This window comes from Phyllobacterium sp. CCNWLW109, from assembly GCF_037203905.1.
Taxonomy (GTDB): Bacteria; Pseudomonadota; Alphaproteobacteria; order Rhizobiales; family Rhizobiaceae; genus Phyllobacterium; species Phyllobacterium ifriqiyense.
Genome location: NZ_JBBCBK010000005.1, coordinates 271,645 through 286,008, shown reverse-complemented (window position 1 = coordinate 286,008; position 14,364 = coordinate 271,645). Strand labels below are relative to the sequence as shown.

At 51.6% G+C, this 14,364-nt stretch carries 15 protein-coding genes; 7 read left to right on the top strand and 8 right to left on the bottom strand.

What is annotated here, in order from left to right:
* The first annotated feature begins 15 nt into the window (after positions 1-15).
* Entirely contained in the window at positions 16-942 is a 927-nt protein-coding gene (locus V9K92_RS21530) for a lysylphosphatidylglycerol synthase transmembrane domain-containing protein (protein ID WP_337354920.1), read from the top strand.
* Here V9K92_RS21530 and V9K92_RS21525 read toward each other — a convergent pair.
* On the bottom strand, positions 914-1,759 hold the full coding sequence (locus tag V9K92_RS21525; RefSeq protein WP_337354919.1) for a CDP-alcohol phosphatidyltransferase family protein: 846 nt from the start codon (positions 1,757-1,759) through the stop codon (positions 914-916). The two genes, V9K92_RS21530 and V9K92_RS21525, sit on opposite strands and share 29 nt — an antisense overlap.
* 158 nt (positions 1,760-1,917) lie before the next feature.
* Here V9K92_RS21525 and V9K92_RS21520 point away from each other — a divergent pair, with 158 nt between their 5' ends.
* Genes V9K92_RS21520 through V9K92_RS21505 form a run of 4 tightly spaced genes read left to right on the top strand, consistent with a single transcriptional unit; the run spans position 1,918 to position 5,153 of the window.
* Positions 1,918-2,901: a zinc-dependent alcohol dehydrogenase gene (locus V9K92_RS21520; protein WP_337354918.1), complete on the top strand. Its 984-nt coding sequence runs from the start codon at positions 1,918-1,920 to the stop codon at positions 2,899-2,901.
* Positions 2,902-2,921: 20 nt separating this feature from the next.
* On the top strand, positions 2,922-3,320 hold the full coding sequence (locus V9K92_RS21515; RefSeq protein WP_337354917.1) for a 6-pyruvoyl trahydropterin synthase family protein: 399 nt from the start codon (positions 2,922-2,924) through the stop codon (positions 3,318-3,320).
* Entirely contained in the window at positions 3,317-4,372 is a 1,056-nt protein-coding gene (locus V9K92_RS21510) for a glycosyltransferase family 4 protein (protein ID WP_337354916.1), read from the top strand. The genes V9K92_RS21515 and V9K92_RS21510 overlap by 4 nt, the downstream gene beginning before the upstream one ends.
* Positions 4,359-5,153: a class I SAM-dependent methyltransferase gene (locus V9K92_RS21505; protein ID WP_337354915.1), complete on the top strand. Its 795-nt coding sequence runs from the start codon at positions 4,359-4,361 to the stop codon at positions 5,151-5,153. The genes V9K92_RS21510 and V9K92_RS21505 overlap by 14 nt, the downstream gene beginning before the upstream one ends.
* On the opposite strand, the gene V9K92_RS21500 is transcribed toward V9K92_RS21505, so the two are convergent.
* Together V9K92_RS21500 and V9K92_RS21495 are read right to left on the bottom strand one after the other, a co-directional pair.
* Positions 5,138-5,596 carry a cytochrome b gene (locus V9K92_RS21500; RefSeq protein WP_337354914.1) on the bottom strand — a complete coding sequence of 153 codons (459 nt, stop codon included), beginning with the start codon at positions 5,594-5,596 and terminating at the stop codon, positions 5,138-5,140. The genes V9K92_RS21505 and V9K92_RS21500 overlap by 16 nt on opposite strands.
* 138 nt (positions 5,597-5,734) lie before the next feature.
* Positions 5,735-6,196, bottom strand: coding sequence for an Lrp/AsnC family transcriptional regulator (locus V9K92_RS21495; protein WP_115053403.1), 462 nt, complete (start codon positions 6,194-6,196; stop codon positions 5,735-5,737).
* 120 nt (positions 6,197-6,316) lie between these two features.
* Between V9K92_RS21495 and hppD the strand changes: the two genes are divergently transcribed.
* A complete protein-coding gene (gene hppD, locus V9K92_RS21490; protein ID WP_115053402.1) occupies positions 6,317-7,429 on the top strand; it encodes a 4-hydroxyphenylpyruvate dioxygenase in 1,113 nt (370 codons plus the stop codon).
* A 6-nt stretch (positions 7,430-7,435) separates the two neighbouring features.
* Here the strand turns inward: hppD and maiA are convergent, their stop codons facing one another.
* Genes maiA through hmgA form a run of 3 tightly spaced genes read right to left on the bottom strand, consistent with a single transcriptional unit; the run spans position 7,436 to position 10,390 of the window.
* Positions 7,436-8,074 carry a maleylacetoacetate isomerase gene (gene maiA, locus V9K92_RS21485; RefSeq protein ID WP_337354913.1) on the bottom strand — a complete coding sequence of 213 codons (639 nt, stop codon included), beginning with the start codon at positions 8,072-8,074 and terminating at the stop codon, positions 7,436-7,438.
* The gene (locus V9K92_RS21480) at positions 8,064-9,077 is read right to left on the bottom strand and encodes a fumarylacetoacetate hydrolase family protein (RefSeq protein ID WP_337354912.1); all 1,014 of its coding nucleotides are present in this window, start codon (positions 9,075-9,077) and stop codon (positions 8,064-8,066) included. Before V9K92_RS21480 ends, maiA begins: the two co-directional genes overlap by 11 nt.
* Positions 9,074-10,390 carry a homogentisate 1,2-dioxygenase gene (gene hmgA, locus V9K92_RS21475; protein ID WP_337354911.1) on the bottom strand — a complete coding sequence of 439 codons (1,317 nt, stop codon included), beginning with the start codon at positions 10,388-10,390 and terminating at the stop codon, positions 9,074-9,076. The genes V9K92_RS21480 and hmgA overlap by 4 nt, the downstream gene beginning before the upstream one ends.
* A gap of 76 nt (positions 10,391-10,466) precedes the next feature.
* Between hmgA and V9K92_RS21470 the strand changes: the two genes are divergently transcribed.
* Positions 10,467-10,952 carry a MarR family winged helix-turn-helix transcriptional regulator gene (locus V9K92_RS21470; protein WP_115053398.1) on the top strand — a complete coding sequence of 162 codons (486 nt, stop codon included), beginning with the start codon at positions 10,467-10,469 and terminating at the stop codon, positions 10,950-10,952.
* Here V9K92_RS21470 and V9K92_RS21465 read toward each other — a convergent pair.
* Positions 10,949-12,238: an MFS transporter gene (locus V9K92_RS21465; protein ID WP_337354910.1), complete on the bottom strand. Its 1,290-nt coding sequence runs from the start codon at positions 12,236-12,238 to the stop codon at positions 10,949-10,951. The two genes, V9K92_RS21470 and V9K92_RS21465, sit on opposite strands and share 4 nt — an antisense overlap.
* An 83-nt stretch (positions 12,239-12,321) precedes the next feature.
* A complete protein-coding gene (locus V9K92_RS21460; protein ID WP_337354909.1) occupies positions 12,322-14,310 on the bottom strand; it encodes a bifunctional 2',3'-cyclic-nucleotide 2'-phosphodiesterase/3'-nucleotidase in 1,989 nt (662 codons plus the stop codon).
* Positions 14,311-14,364: the final 54 nt, after the last annotated feature.

Genomic DNA, 14,364 nt, shown 5'->3' with positions numbered 1-14,364 from the left:
GGGCGATACTGGCTCATGACGTCCGGCACATATAGAAATTTTTTCACACCGATATTTGGCATAATATTGTTGGTGACGGTGTTTTCCGTATCTAACACGGATGCAATCCTTGCCAGCCTGGGCAATGCAAGGCTGGAACTCGTTTTTCTCGGACTCTGCCTCATACAAATCCAGATAATATTGTCTGCGCTTCGTTGGTGCTATACGGCGGCTCAATTGGATCATCCGCTTCCACCAGCCAGCGCCATCGCTGACTATTACCTTGGATCATTCCTGAATATGGTGCTGCCTGGCGGCGTTGTGGGCGACATGATGCGCGCCGCACGCAGCCGTTCGGCAGACAGGAAATGGAGCATCCCGGTTCTGGCGGTTCTGCTGGAACGATTTGCGGGACAAATCGCGTTGTTTTTCGTAGGCGGATTAGGTTTCATCCTATGGCCTTTCCTTGATGCAGAGTTGAGACCGTCCGAGGCGTTGGCATTGGTGCTTGCGGCTATTGGCGCTTTGATTGTCATAGCCACCGTTTCGTTGCTGATATGGCTTTCCGGATCATTGTGGTGGCGTAATTTCATCCGCAAAATCGGCCGAAGTATCACCGTCTGCTATGGTCTTCCCTATGCGTGGCTGGTTCAGGGTGTTCTCAGCCTGACGATCGTCATCAGCTATATTGCAGTCTTTGCCATGGCATCTGTCGCTATCGGCGCTCCACTACCGCTTATCGGTTTGATTACAGCAATCCCGCTGTGCCTTTTAACCATGGTTTTTCCTATAACGGTCGGTGGCTGGGGAACACGGGAGGCAGCCGCAGCTGTCCTATGGCCTCTACTCGGATTGACTGGCGATCAAGGCATTGCTGCAAGTGTTTTATATGGTGCAATCGTAACATTGGGAACTTTGCCCGGTCTGGCATTGTTCATCTGGTCGACCTCTCGACGAAGGTAGAGTGCGCTTGCGCCTGCAGGAATAGATGCAAAACATCGCAACCGAAAGAGTAGCTCAACGCTGCAAGGCTAAGCGCTGCAATTGCCGTTGAAATGGGCGGTTGAATGGCCGGCAAAAGAATTATGCCAAGAGAAACTATCTGTAACACGCAAATTGCCTGCCTTCTCAGCGAAGGCATCAGCGCTCCCCGAAGCCGGCCATCCAAATACTGTGCCGCAACAAACACATAGCGCATGCCGCCAATTATCATGACCCACCAGCCTGCCTTGCCGAACAAGAATGCCAGGATTGACAGGCAAAGGATCAGCGCCGCATCGACTTCCATATCGTAGCGCGCGCCGAATTCGGAGTTCATGCGGGAGCGGCGAGCAATGTAGCCGTCAATTCCATCGAGACATAATGCGACAGCGGCAATGCCAAGCAATGCTAGGATCATCCTTGATTCCATCAGCCACTCCGCTTCAAACAAGGCCCCGCCTATCAAACAGCTTATCCCTGCTCTTATGGTGGTTATGGCATTGGCCGCACCAAAATGCGCGTAAGGGTGAGTTTTCAATTTGGTCAGTACAAGCGTGCCGGAAAAGACATAAGCAGCAATGGCAAACAGACAAAAAATCCAGTCGAGATCACTGTTGAACACTAACCAGATAGAGGTTCCAGCCACGAAGCTTCCAACGAGCAGCAGGGCGATAATCGCGCTTCTCAGAAGTTGCGGAAATTGCGCAGGGTTGACGCTGTGTGCCACGCCTAATGTCTTGGGAAGCTTGTCGTTTCCGTGATAGGTTTTCTGAAAACTGTCTTCCGATAAGATTGTCATTATACGCTCCGCACTCAGCATTAGCTGACTACGATTAATCTGCAACATCAGGGCAAATTTAAAACCTTCAATAAAAAGTGACGATCTGGCGGTTACAGCCTTTTATCCGGCACTGCGAATGACTAATTTGAGCGGACACAGAGGGATGGACAAGCACCATGAAGCAAGACTGCCCACACGGAACGTCCCGTGCTTTATGGATTGAACGACAGGGCATTTGCGCATTTCGAACCGAAATATTGCCACCGATGAAGAGCGACGAAGTGCTCGTACAAGCGCGTTTTGGCGCGATAAGCCGTGGTACGGAGTCGCTTGTGTTCAATGGTCGGGTGCCGACAAGTGAATATCAGAATATGACCTGCCCGCACCAGGAAGGGTCGTTCGCCTTTCCCATAAAATATGGATATTCCATCGTTGGCGATGTTCAAGATGGGCCAAAGGAATTGCTCGGTCGTACGGTGTTTTGTCTCCACCCGCACCAAACGCATTTTTTGGCAAAGTCAGCAGACATACATGTTATTCCGAACGCTGTACCTGCCGAACGGGCTGTGCTCGCAGCCAATATGGAAACTGCTCTCAACATAATCTGGGATGCCGGAATTTTGCCGGGAGATCGCGTCGCCATATTTGGCGGCGGTGTCGTTGGGATGCTTGCAGCTTATCTTGCCACTGGAATTATTGGAACTGAAACCACGCTCCTCGACATAAATCCCAAGCGAAAGACGGTCGCTACGAACCTTGGAATAACTTTCGCTTTCCCCGATGCCGCGCCCCGCGATTGCGATGTCGTGATCAACGCTTCTGCCTCTTCTGCCGCTCTTAACCAAGCACTTGAATGCGCTGGATATGAAGGGCGAATTGTGGAAGCCAGCTGGTATGGCGACAAAAAAGTCGAGATCAATCTCGGAAGGCAATTCCACTCCAAGCGTCTTTCCATTACCAGCTCGCAAGTTGGTGGCATCAGCAATGCACGGCGATCGCGCTGGACCTTTGCAAAGCGTCTCAATGCTGCAATGTCGCTGCTAACAGATCACAGATTCGACGCGTTGTTCTCAGGAGAAACTGCGTTCGATGCGCTTGATCGAAATTATGCCGAAATTATCGCCTCGCCTTCCACCCTTTGTCATCGCATCGTCTACTGAACTTTCCAGAAGGAATATCCATGTTTGCCATTGAAGTTCGCGATCACATTATGATTGCTCATAGTCTGCCGCGACCGGTTTTCGGCCCGGCTCAAGCAATGCATGGTGCAACATTCATTGTTGATGCTGCATTTTTTACCAAGGAACTGGATGAGGATGGTCTGGCAGTCGATATCGGATTGGCCACGTCGGTATTGTCAAAGATTTTGAAGCCTCTCAACTATCAGAACCTTGACGAAATGGAGGTCTTTTCCGGCAAGATTACAACGACCGAGGTTCTCGCAAAACATATATTCGACCAGCTTTCAGTGGCAGTTCAATCGGGAGAATTCGGCAAAGGAAGTGCGCGTATCTGCAAGATTCGAGTGCTTCTCAATGAGTCGCATGTTGCTCGCGGATGGTATGAGGCAGACCTTTGACCCGTTCGGTCCATTTTGCCTATCCAGGCGATCTTGAAGCAAAGACCGGCGGCTACGGCTATGATCGCCAGATAATTTCGCAATTGCAAAAGCTTGGATGGCAGGTCAACCCCGTTCCACTTGGGGACAGCTTTCCTTTTCCGAGTAATGAAACGCTTCGGCAGGCTGAAGAGACCCTCGGCGCATTGGCAAAAGACGCGCTCGTGATGATCGATGGTTTGGCCTATGGCACTTTCGACCGGATTGCCTCGCGACTGGCAACGAAACTCAATCTAGTGGCGCTCGTCCATCACCCGCTTGCGTCCGAAGGCAATATGCCGCCGCAAAAACAGATCTCACTCATGAAATCTGAGCGAGACGCTTTAGCTTATGCGAAAAGCGTAGTGGTAACGTCCTCGGCGACGCGACAGCAACTTGTCAGCGATTACGACGTTCCGCTCGATCGTATCGTGGTCGCTATTCCCGGCACAGAACGGGGCATTCGTGCGAAACGAAACTCCGAGGTTCCGCAAATTTTGAGTGTCGGTTCCCTGATACCGCGCAAAGGCCATGACGTGCTTATAGGCGCACTGGCGAAAATTGCGGACCTTGCTTGGGAATGCAAAATTATTGGCAGCCGGACCATGGATGTTGTCTATGACGCGGCGCTTCAACAGCAGATGATTGACAACCAGCTTACTGATCGAATTATCTTGGCCGGACAGGTCGATGACACGCGCAGCGAACTGGCACGTGCTGATATTTTCGCGCTGGCAAGCCGCTATGAAGGCTACGGCATGGTCTTTGCCGAGGCTTTGTCGCATGGCCTTCCCATCATTGCCTGCCATGCCGGTTCTGTACCGGACGTTGTGCCCAGCGATGCTGGTATACTCGTGCCTGCAGACGATCCTGACGCATTTGCTGATGCTTTGAGGCTGGTGCTCAAAGACAAGGAACTGTCAGATCAAATGGCAGAGGCTGCATACGGCCATGGCAAAATGCTGCCCGAATGGGCCGACACCGCAAAATTGATCTCGGCAGCACTGATAAAGGCGGCGGATGAGCGGATTTGATCTCAACTGGCTCGATCTGCGCGAACCTTTGGACCAACAGGCTCGTGATCAAACCTTGCTGGAAAAGGCCGCGAGATTTGTTCAAGGTGCACAGCGGCGAACAATACTGGACCTTGGCAGCGGGACAGGATCGACCTTTCGTGCCATGGCGCCATACGCACCTGACGCCCAATGGCGCTTGATCGATCTTGACGAAAAATTATTGCAGGAAGCCGCCCGGCGTCACGCACAAGACAACAACGTTGCGTATCAGCATAGCAACCTGAACGATCTGGCATCGCTGTCACTTGATAAAGCCGATCTTGTCAGTGCGTCAGCGCTCTTTGATCTATGTTCACAAGAATTCGTAGACGATCTGGCTGACCGCCTCGTCAAATTGAGAAGCGGACTATACGCTGCGTTGAATTACACGGGAGAGATTTCGTTCAGCATTTCTCATACCGATGACGAACTGATGGTCCGGTCATTCAATCATCACCAAAATTCAGACAAGGGATTTGGCCCTGCCCTCGGTCCTCGCTCGACACACGCTCTTGCAGCGGCGCTCAGCAGGTCGGGCTACAGGGTTGAAATTGCACAAAGCGATTGGCTTATCGACAAAACTGCCATCGAACTACACCGACTATTCGTCGATGGAATGGCCTCTGCAGTCGCCGAGACCGGCATGGTAGGCCTGACCAAAATCAACCAATGGCGTGAATTTCGTGTCGCACAAACGACGACGGCAAAATGTCGTGTCGGGCATTCCGATGTGCTTGCGCTGCCTCAAAGCATGCGCTGAAAAACATCGTCTTTGCGGATCATTCGATGGAAAAGCGCGCCCGCAATATGAAGGGCGACAAGTACGAGAATTAACCACGCGGTCGCCGCATGGATCACACTAAAAACAGGGGCGATCTGCGGCTCGCGGCCGATTGGACTCCACACCGGAAGAAACCCAAACCAACGGAGCGGAAAGCCGTGCGCATTGGTGGCAAGAAAACCACTGATGGGCATGAGGATCAGCGCAAAGTACAATAACCAATGAACAATTGCTGATACTGTGCCCGTCCAATCTGTCTCGTGCGCGGGTCGGCCCTGGATCAACCGTATTCCCAACCGCAGCAGCATGAGCCAAAGCACCAGAAACCCGAAGGATTCATGCAGAAGGTAGAAGTCGAGTTTTACATCATCCTTGAAATATTTGAGTAGCAGACCGAGAGGCCATACTGCGAAGACCAGCATCGCAATAAGCCAATGAAGAATACGAAATGATGCGCTAAAACCTTGCGATTCTGTCAGGTGATGTTCCCATCCTTAACGTTATGATCCGTCATAAGGATGATGCAGCAAACTGATGACGACTGCAATCAGCCGATAAGCCTATATGGGTAGACGCCCGTCTTCCTTAAGCGTTTCCAGAACGATCGCCGTCTTTACATTCTGCACCGATTCATGAGGCAGCAATACTTCATTGACGAATGCTGACAATGCCCGCAAATCCGGCGTGACGACCTTAATGAAATAATCCATCTCACCGGTCAGCGCGTGGGCTTCCATCACTTGCGGCAGCCTGGAAATAAGATCAGAGAAGCGCCGGGCATTGTCACGATTATGCGTGGCAAGCGTAACTGAAATTATGTTGACAATCCCAAGCCCAAGTTTTTCACGATCAATTTCAGCGCGATACCCACGAATAAATCCTTCCTCCTCCAGCCGCGTTCGTCGGCGTGAACATTGCGAGGGAGACAGATTAATTCTCTCCGACAATTCATTATTCGTGAGTCTCCCGTCCTCCTGAAGGCAGGAGAGTATTTTGCGGTCTGCAGTATCAATATGTTCCAATCATGCACCATTTTTAGTTAGTATGCACATATCTTGCATATCATAGCCTATTCAAGCGCAAAAATGCAAACACATTGCGGGTGATTTGCGCGATAATCCTCGCAACAAATGGAGGATAAAATGGGTCCGTTTCCGCACGATGCGCCAAAGGCAACAATCAGCAATGAAAACCCGGCAGGAACAGACGGGTTTGAGTTTGTGGAGTTTGCACATCCGGAACCTGAAAAGCTCGAAGAGCTGTTCACACGCATGGGCTATGTGCCTGTTGCCCGGCATAAAACCAAGAACATCACCGTCTGGCGTCAGGGCGATATCAACTATCTGCTGAATGCAGAGCCCGGATCACACGCCATGAAATTTGTCGAAGAACATGGCCCCTGCGCGCCCTCCATGGCTTGGCGCGTGGTCAATGCACAGCACGCCTTTGATCATGCGGTCGCGAAGGGCGCTACTCCTTATGAAGGAGACGACAAGACAATTGACGTGCCAGCCATTGTCGGCATTGGCGGTTCGATGCTCTATTTTGTCGATACTTATGGGGAAAGCGGCTCGGTCTATGATGCGGAGTTTAACTGGCTGGATGAGCGCGATCCAAAACCGGAAGGCGTTGGTTTTTATTATCTCGATCACCTGACCCATAATGTCTATCGCGGCAATATGGATAAATGGTGGGCGTTCTATCGCGAGCTTTTCGGCTTCAAACAAATTCATTTTTTCGACATAGCCGGTAAGTTTACCGGCCTTGTCTCGCGGGCGATCACGTCACCTTGCGGTAAAATCCGTATTCCATTGAATGAATCAACCGACGACAAAAGCCAGATTGAGGAATACTTACGCAAATATAAGGGCGAAGGCATCCAGCATATCGCTGTTGGCACGGAAGCAATTTATGACGCTACGGACCGGCTCGACCAGAATGGCTTGAAGTTCATGCCGGGCCCACCGGATACTTACTACGAAAAATCGCATGAACGCGTGAACGGCCATGATGAACCATTGGACCGGATGAGAAAGCACGGCATCCTCATCGACGGCGAAGGCGTTGTCGATGGCGGCATGACAAAGATATTGCTGCAAATATTCTCTAAAACAGTGATCGGTCCGATCTTCTTCGAGTTCATCCAGCGCAAGGGTGATGAAGGTTTTGGCGAAGGCAATTTCCGGGCGCTTTTCGAATCGATCGAGGAGGACCAGATCCGGCGCGGCGTCATCAAGATGGACGCCGCCGAATAGCCGCGCCTATTTCACCTGATCAGGATGCGCGCCAGCAAAAGCAGGTAATGCACCGCAGCGTCCGGCAATCTCGTTAATGCGTACGAGATTGCCTATATCTGCTCCCCAGCGTTTTGCATTATAAACCTGGGGCACAAGGCAGAAATCAGCCATTCCGGGTTTGTCACCATGGCAGAACATGCCAGTTTCCGAATGGTTCAGCATCCGTTCAAACGAGGTCAGCCCCTCGGAAATAAACTTTCGCATCCAGCTCGTACGCGCGTCATCGCCGCCGCCGGTTAAAGATACAATGTGCGCAGCGACGTTCATGTTACAAACCGGATGGATTTCCATGGCAATTGCGTAAGACAAGGCGCGAACGCGCTGCCGCCCCAACGCATTGGCAGGGAGAAACCCGGTTTCCGGGAAAATCTCGTTCAAATATTCGATGATTGCCAGTGATTGGGTAAATGTATGACCATCCAGAACCAATGTGGGCACTAGTCCTTGAGGGTTCCGGCTCAGGTTTTCAGGGCTCTTATGTTCAGCCTGAAGCAAATCAACCGAAATTCTTGTGTAAGGAATTCCGAGGCTGTTGAGGGCAATGCGAACACGGTAACTGGCCGATGAGCGCCAATAATCGTAAAGCGTTGCCTCAGCGCTCATACTTTTCGACCTTTTGCTCGATTGCCCCAAAAATGGAGTGCCCATGACTATCGCGCATTTCGATGCGGACAATATCGCCAAATCGCATGAACGGCGTTTGTGGCGTTCCGCTATTGATAGTTTCAATCATGCGGACCTCTGCGATGCATGAATATCCGGCACCACCTTCATCGACCGATTTCCCCGGACCGCCGTCGAGCTTGTTTGATACGGTACCCGAACCAATGATTGCGCCGGCAGATAATGGTCTCGTCTTTGCGGCATGAGCAATCAATTTTGGAAAATCGAATGTCATGTCGATCCCGGCATTTGCGCGGCCAAAGGGCTTGCCGTTCAGATCAACGCTCAGCGGCAGATGCACTTTGCCTCCATCCCAGGCATCGCCCAATTCATCCGGCGTCACCGCTACGGGAGAAAAGGCAGAAGAAGGCTTTGATTGAAAGAAGCCAAATCCTTTGCCCAGTTCAGCCGATATCAGCCCCCGCAAACTGACGTCATTGACCAGCATCAAAAGGCGAATTGCATCACGCGCTTCATCAATGGTTGCACCCATGGGCACGTCATCAACGATGACTGCAACCTCACCCTCCATGTCGATACCATAGGCCTCATCCGCCATGCGAATTGGATCCCGAGGGCTGAGAAAGCTGTCCGATCCGCCTTGATACATGAGCGGATCGGTCCAAAAACTTTCCGGCATTTCTGCAGAGCGAGCCTTCCGGACCAGTTCAACATGATTGACGTAGGCTGAGCCATCCGCCCATTGATAGGCACGAGGCAGCGGGGATAATGCCTCATGCTCATGGAATCTTATCGTTGGCACTGCGCCATGATCCAAACTTGTAGCGAGCGCTTGCAGATGCGGGGCAATTCGCGCCCAATCATCCAGTGCCGCTTGCAATGTCGGAGCGAGAAAGGAAGCGTCAGTATAATACGCCAAATCCTTTGACACGAGAACGAGTTTGCCATCCCGCGTGCCATTATTGATTGATGCCAATTTCATTCCGACCAATCCCCTTCAGGTGTCCCGTTGAAGCGCTTTTTAAGCCCCGACCAGCAATCGGCATAATTATCCTGCAGCGTTTCCAATTCTGCGGCAAAACGCGTGAGATGCTGCGGGAACCGGGTTTCGAACATGAACGCCATGGTGTTCTCCAACCGCTGCGGTTTCAACTCGACGGTGGATGCCTTGTTAAAGCCCATGGCGTCCGGCCCATGCGCCAACATCATATTATGCAAGCTCATGCCACCCGCTACAAACCCCTCTTCCTTCGCATCATATTGCCCATAAATAAGCCCCATGAATTCCGACATTATATTCCGATGATACCAAGGGGGACGGAAACTATGTTCCGCGACAAGCCAACGTGGAGGGAATATTACAAAATCAACATTCGCCGTTCCCTCTTCACCAGAAGGCGCTGTCAGCACAGTAAAGATGGATGGGTCCGGGTGATCAAATAGAATTGCACCAACGGGCGAAAAGGTGCGCAGATCATACTTATATGGCGCGTAGTTCCCGTGCCACGCTACGACATCCAGCGGAGAATGACCAAGCAATGTTTCGTAGAATTTACCGCACCATTTTACATGCAGGCGGCACGGTGTTTCTTTCTCTTCGAAAGCGGCAATCGGTGTTTTAAAATCTCGTGGATTGGCGAGACAATTGGCGCCGATAGGTCCGCGATCCGGCAGTGAAAACTTTGCGCCATAATTTTCGCAAATATAGCCGCGCGCTTCACCGTCGAGTGCGGCAACCTTGAACATCATACCGCGGGGAATGATGCAGATTTCGCTCGGTTCTATTTCTATAATACCCATTTCCGTAAAGATGCTCAGCATTCCCTGCTCGGGTACGAGCAATAATTCTCCATCGGCATTGAAAAAATAGTCATCCACCATGTCTTGATTGAAGGCGTAGACATGTGCGGCCATACCCGCCTGCCCATGAACATCGCCCGCCGTCGTCATGGTGCGAATGCTATCGATGAAGTTTACAGCGCTTCCCGGCATCGGTGTCGGGTTCCAACGCAACTGGCCGATCGGCAGTTCATGATCATCAAGGTTGGGAGCTGTCTTCCAATGCTCGCGCTTTACGGGTGTGAACCGACCACTATGCTTGACCGAGGGGCGAATGCGATAAAGCCAGGAGCGCTCATTGATGCCCCTCGGCGCAGTGAATGGAGAACCGGACAATTGCTCTGCATAAAGACCATAAGCGCAACGTTGCGGTGAGTTTTGTCCTTGAGGCAGTGCCCCGGCAAGCGATTCTGTTTCAAAATCATTTCCAAAGCCAGGCATGTAACTAAGGGTCATGTTGAACCTCCATCAATTTAGTTGCATTTGTGACGATATTTTTTGTAACTATCAATCACAAAGAGGCTTTTTGCTCATGACGAATAAAGTAGTGGACCGCATTCCCCTCATTCTGGAGGAGTTTACACCGTACAGGCTGAATAAGGCCGCAGAGACGATCAGCAGACGTTTCTCCAGCCAGTACCGTGAACAATATGGCCTAACGCGCCCTGAATGGCGCACATTGGCGACACTTGGCCAATTTGGGGCTCAAACTGCCACTGCTATCGGGCTGCATTCTTCAATGCATAAAACAAAAGTCAGTCGCGCGGTTTTCTCTCTTGAGCAACGCCGTTGGCTGAAGCGTCGCCGGGATGAGGCCGATCGGCGAACCGAACATCTGGAACTCACCGCTGCCGGCCTCAAAGCCTATGAGCATTTGGCCAAGCTCGCTTACGATTTTGAGGCCGACTTGTTTGCCAGACTGGGCGAGCACGGAACGCGCGACTTGAAAGCCGGGCTCACCGCGCTCGAAACATATTACGGGCAATATGCGGCAGTGACTTCGACCGATGATGACTAAAGCGTCGTCAGGTCCACCCCTCGCGTCTCACGTGACAAAAGCACGCAAATAATGCCGGGAATTACCATCACTGCTGCATAGATAATGACTGCATGCGGCGATCCTGTTGCGTTAAGCAAGAGGGTTGCAATCAAGGGCGCAACAGAGCCACCGACAACCGAGGCGACCTGATAACTGATCGACATGGCTGAGTAGCGAACATGCGTCGGAAACAACTCGGTAAAAAACGGAGCCATGCTTCCAACTATAATCCCGTGGAATGTGAGCGTTAGCAGCGTTGCCATCAATACTGTTTGCGGATCGACACCATGCGGCAGACTGAAAAGATAAGCGCCCGCAGCCAGGCCGCCCAGTAGGCCGATAAACATCAAGGGCTTGCGTCCAAACCAATCCGACGCATATGCCGCGACCATAATCACGATGACTTCAGCAACAGATCCCCAGAACAGGGCTCCAACGCCAACTGATCGCGCTAAACCAAGAAACTGAACCGTCAGCACCAGGAAGAATGTCGTGAACAGGTAAAACAATGTGTTCTCGGCCGTCTTGACCAGAAAGACCTGTCCCATTGGTTTGCTAAAGTGCTTGAATGCTTCGGAAAAAGGCGCAGCCGGTATCGTCTTTCGCTTTTCGACGAGTTCGATGAAAGCAGGAGATTCTTCGACCCGGCGGCGCATCCAGAAACCCAGAATGACCAGCACGATCGAGAAGAGGAAGGGCAGCCGCCAGGCCCAATCGATAAAAGCCTGTTCGCCAAAACGTATCGTGAGGAAGCTTATCGTAGCTGCCGCCAGCACATTGGCAGCAGGACCACCAACCATGGGAAAGCTTGTCCAGAACCCGCGCTGTTTGCCGGGCATCGATTCAGCAACGATCAACAAGGCACCCGTTGCCTCGCCACCCACTGCGACACCTTGCACGATACGCAGCGCAACCAGCAAGACCGGCGCCAGAACGCCAACTGACGCATAGGTCGGCAGAAGACCCATGGCGAAAGTTGCTCCGCCCATCATGGCAAGACTTACAACCAGCGCGTTTTTGCGTCCTATGCGATCCCCAAGAACTCCGAAGATTATGCCACCCAGCGGGCGGGCGATAAAACCTATGGCAAAAGTGCTGAGGCCGAGCAAAACCCCTATCATTGGGTCAGCTGTCGGAAAGAATGCCTTGTCAAAAACCAGCACCGCGCAGGTGGCAAAGATAAAGAAATCGTACCATTCAATAATGGTGCCTACAGAACTGGCAAACAGAAGCCGCGCCCGTTTTCCGAAATTATTTTGGTGCATTCTACCCTCCCGATAGCGTTAAAGCGGGAGGGTTCTAACGGCTCATTTTGTAACCATCAACGCAGCTGCATCTGTGAATACACTCACAAAACAAGCCGAAACTTGGCAAATCCCTCGGCACCATCTCCGGCATCCTCAATCTTGACGCTTTTTAGATCGCCAAGGAATTGTTTCGCCTTGGGGCCGCTTTCGAAGGTGACTGTGGTGCCGGGAAGCGCTTTGAATGTCCAATTGGCATCCGCTGACGGATTGATCGTCCCCTCTTCAACGATATAACGCACAATGACATCGCGGTTTGTATCCGGGGCTACAAAGATCACCTTATCTGCAGCAATCTCGGGGAACTTTCCGCCTCCGCCTGCGCGATAATTATTCGTGACAACAACAAATTTCTGCGCCGGATCAATTGGCTTGCCGTCAAATTGAAGGTTCTGGATACGGTTGGCTTGCGGATTGACCGGCAAGCCATCATTGTCAAACTTGCGTTCCTGCGACAAATCGATTTCATAAGTAACGCCATCGATAATATCGAAGTTGTAAGACGGAAAGTTCGCATTGAGCAGGGCCGCATCCTTCGATCCTGCCGGTATGTGATTGAACATGCCCGCCGACATTTCCAACCAGTTTTTGACTTGCTCGCCAGTGATTGCCACCGCCTGCACCGTGTTGGGATAAAGATAGAGATCAGCGACATTCTTGATCGCTATATCTCCGGCAGGAACATCGGTATAGTAGTCTGCACCACCACGCCCGCCTGCCTTGAATGGGGCGGCAGCGGATAAAACGGGCAGGTCCTTATACTCCGTTTCCTTGAGCATCTGCTTTATGTACCAGGTCTGAGCCTGAGATACGACTTGAACCGAAGGATCATCGGCAACCAAGGCAAAATAGGAATAGAGCGGAGCGGAGGTTTTACCCACCGGGGTGCGAACGTAATTCAGCGTTGCTTCATGTTCTGCTTTGGCTGCATCAATAACTTCGGCCTTATCGGCAACATCCGCCACAACCTTCTTCGCCTCATCGCGATGGTAAATTGGACGAGCCTCCGCAGTAAAATCAACAATCCGCCAGCGTTGGCCGTCCTTTTCAAGCAGCAGGTCGATCAGCCCAAGATGCGAACCCCAGAAACCCGCCATTACAGCCGGTTTTCCAGACAATGTTCCCTTGATTGGATCAACACCCGCAATACCGTCCCAGCTTTTCGGGCCCGGAAAAACCAGATGCTGGTGCCCGGTAAAAATTGCGTCGATGCCTTCCACGCCCGCGAGGTGGAGTGAGGCATTTTCCATGCGATCGGCGAGAGGTGCCCCATCGATGCCGGAGTGAGATAAAGCAACGATAATATCGGCACCCTCTTCCTTCATCGCGGGCACCCAAGCTTTTGCGGCTTCAACGATATCGCGCGTTTGAGCCTTTCCTTCGAGGTTTTTGACATCCCACAACATGATTTGAGGAGGCACAAAACCGATAAATCCGATCTTTATCGGAGTTTCTGCGCCAGAACCGTCCTTGATAATCTTTTCAATGATGGCATAGGGCTTGAAGAAGAGCTCATCCTGCTTGGGATCGCTGGCCAGGTTTCCTTTGGTCAGATTTGCACAGACATAAGGAAAATTCGACCCGCCGACCACATTGAACATATAGTCAAGACCGTAATTGAACTCGTGATTGCCGAGCGTCCCCACATCATAGCCCAAGACATTCATGGCTTTGATAACAGGGTGGACATCGCCTTCTTTCATTCCACGCTGATAAGCCATGTAATCTCCCATGGGATTGCCCTGGAGAAAGTCGCCATTGTCGATGAGGAGCGAGTTGGTGGCTTCAGCGCGAATTGTATCCATGATCGTCGCTGTGCGGGCCAGCCCCATCGTGTCGTTTGGCTTATCGGCGTAATAATCATAGGGAAAAACATTCACATGGATGTCGGTCGTTTCCATCAGCCGTAAATGAGCCTGGTTGGATGCTGCGCGCGCGGAAAAAGGATGTAGCAATAAGAGCGCCGATGTTGCGGCCATGCCACTCAAAAGAGAACGACGCGAAATCGGATGCATGGCAGAAATATCAGACATGGAAAAATTCCTTCATAAGCTCTATGTGGCCGAATCCAAAAAAGACTAGAATGG

Bases quoted from the DNA above. Each gene is read 5' to 3' on its own strand.
- V9K92_RS21530 (WP_337354920.1), top strand. From the start codon at position 16: ATGACGTCCGGCACATATAGAAATTTTTTCACACCGATATTTGGCATA.
- V9K92_RS21525 (WP_337354919.1), bottom strand. From the start codon at position 1,759: ATGACAATCTTATCGGAAGACAGTTTTCAGAAAACCTATCACGGAAAC.
- V9K92_RS21520 (WP_337354918.1), top strand. From the start codon at position 1,918: ATGAAGCAAGACTGCCCACACGGAACGTCCCGTGCTTTATGGATTGAA.
- V9K92_RS21515 (WP_337354917.1), top strand. From the start codon at position 2,922: ATGTTTGCCATTGAAGTTCGCGATCACATTATGATTGCTCATAGTCTG.
- V9K92_RS21505 (WP_337354915.1), top strand. From the start codon at position 4,359: ATGAGCGGATTTGATCTCAACTGGCTCGATCTGCGCGAACCTTTGGAC.
- V9K92_RS21500 (WP_337354914.1), bottom strand. From the start codon at position 5,596: ATGCTGGTCTTCGCAGTATGGCCTCTCGGTCTGCTACTCAAATATTTC.
- hppD (WP_115053402.1), top strand. From the start codon at position 6,317: ATGGGTCCGTTTCCGCACGATGCGCCAAAGGCAACAATCAGCAATGAA.
- maiA (WP_337354913.1), bottom strand. From the start codon at position 8,074: ATGAGCGCTGAGGCAACGCTTTACGATTATTGGCGCTCATCGGCCAGT.
- V9K92_RS21480 (WP_337354912.1), bottom strand. From the start codon at position 9,077: ATGAAATTGGCATCAATCAATAATGGCACGCGGGATGGCAAACTCGTT.
- hmgA (WP_337354911.1), bottom strand. From the start codon at position 10,390: ATGACCCTTAGTTACATGCCTGGCTTTGGAAATGATTTTGAAACAGAA.
- V9K92_RS21470 (WP_115053398.1), top strand. From the start codon at position 10,467: ATGACGAATAAAGTAGTGGACCGCATTCCCCTCATTCTGGAGGAGTTT.
- V9K92_RS21465 (WP_337354910.1), bottom strand. From the start codon at position 12,238: ATGCACCAAAATAATTTCGGAAAACGGGCGCGGCTTCTGTTTGCCAGT.
- V9K92_RS21460 (WP_337354909.1), bottom strand. From the start codon at position 14,310: ATGTCTGATATTTCTGCCATGCATCCGATTTCGCGTCGTTCTCTTTTG.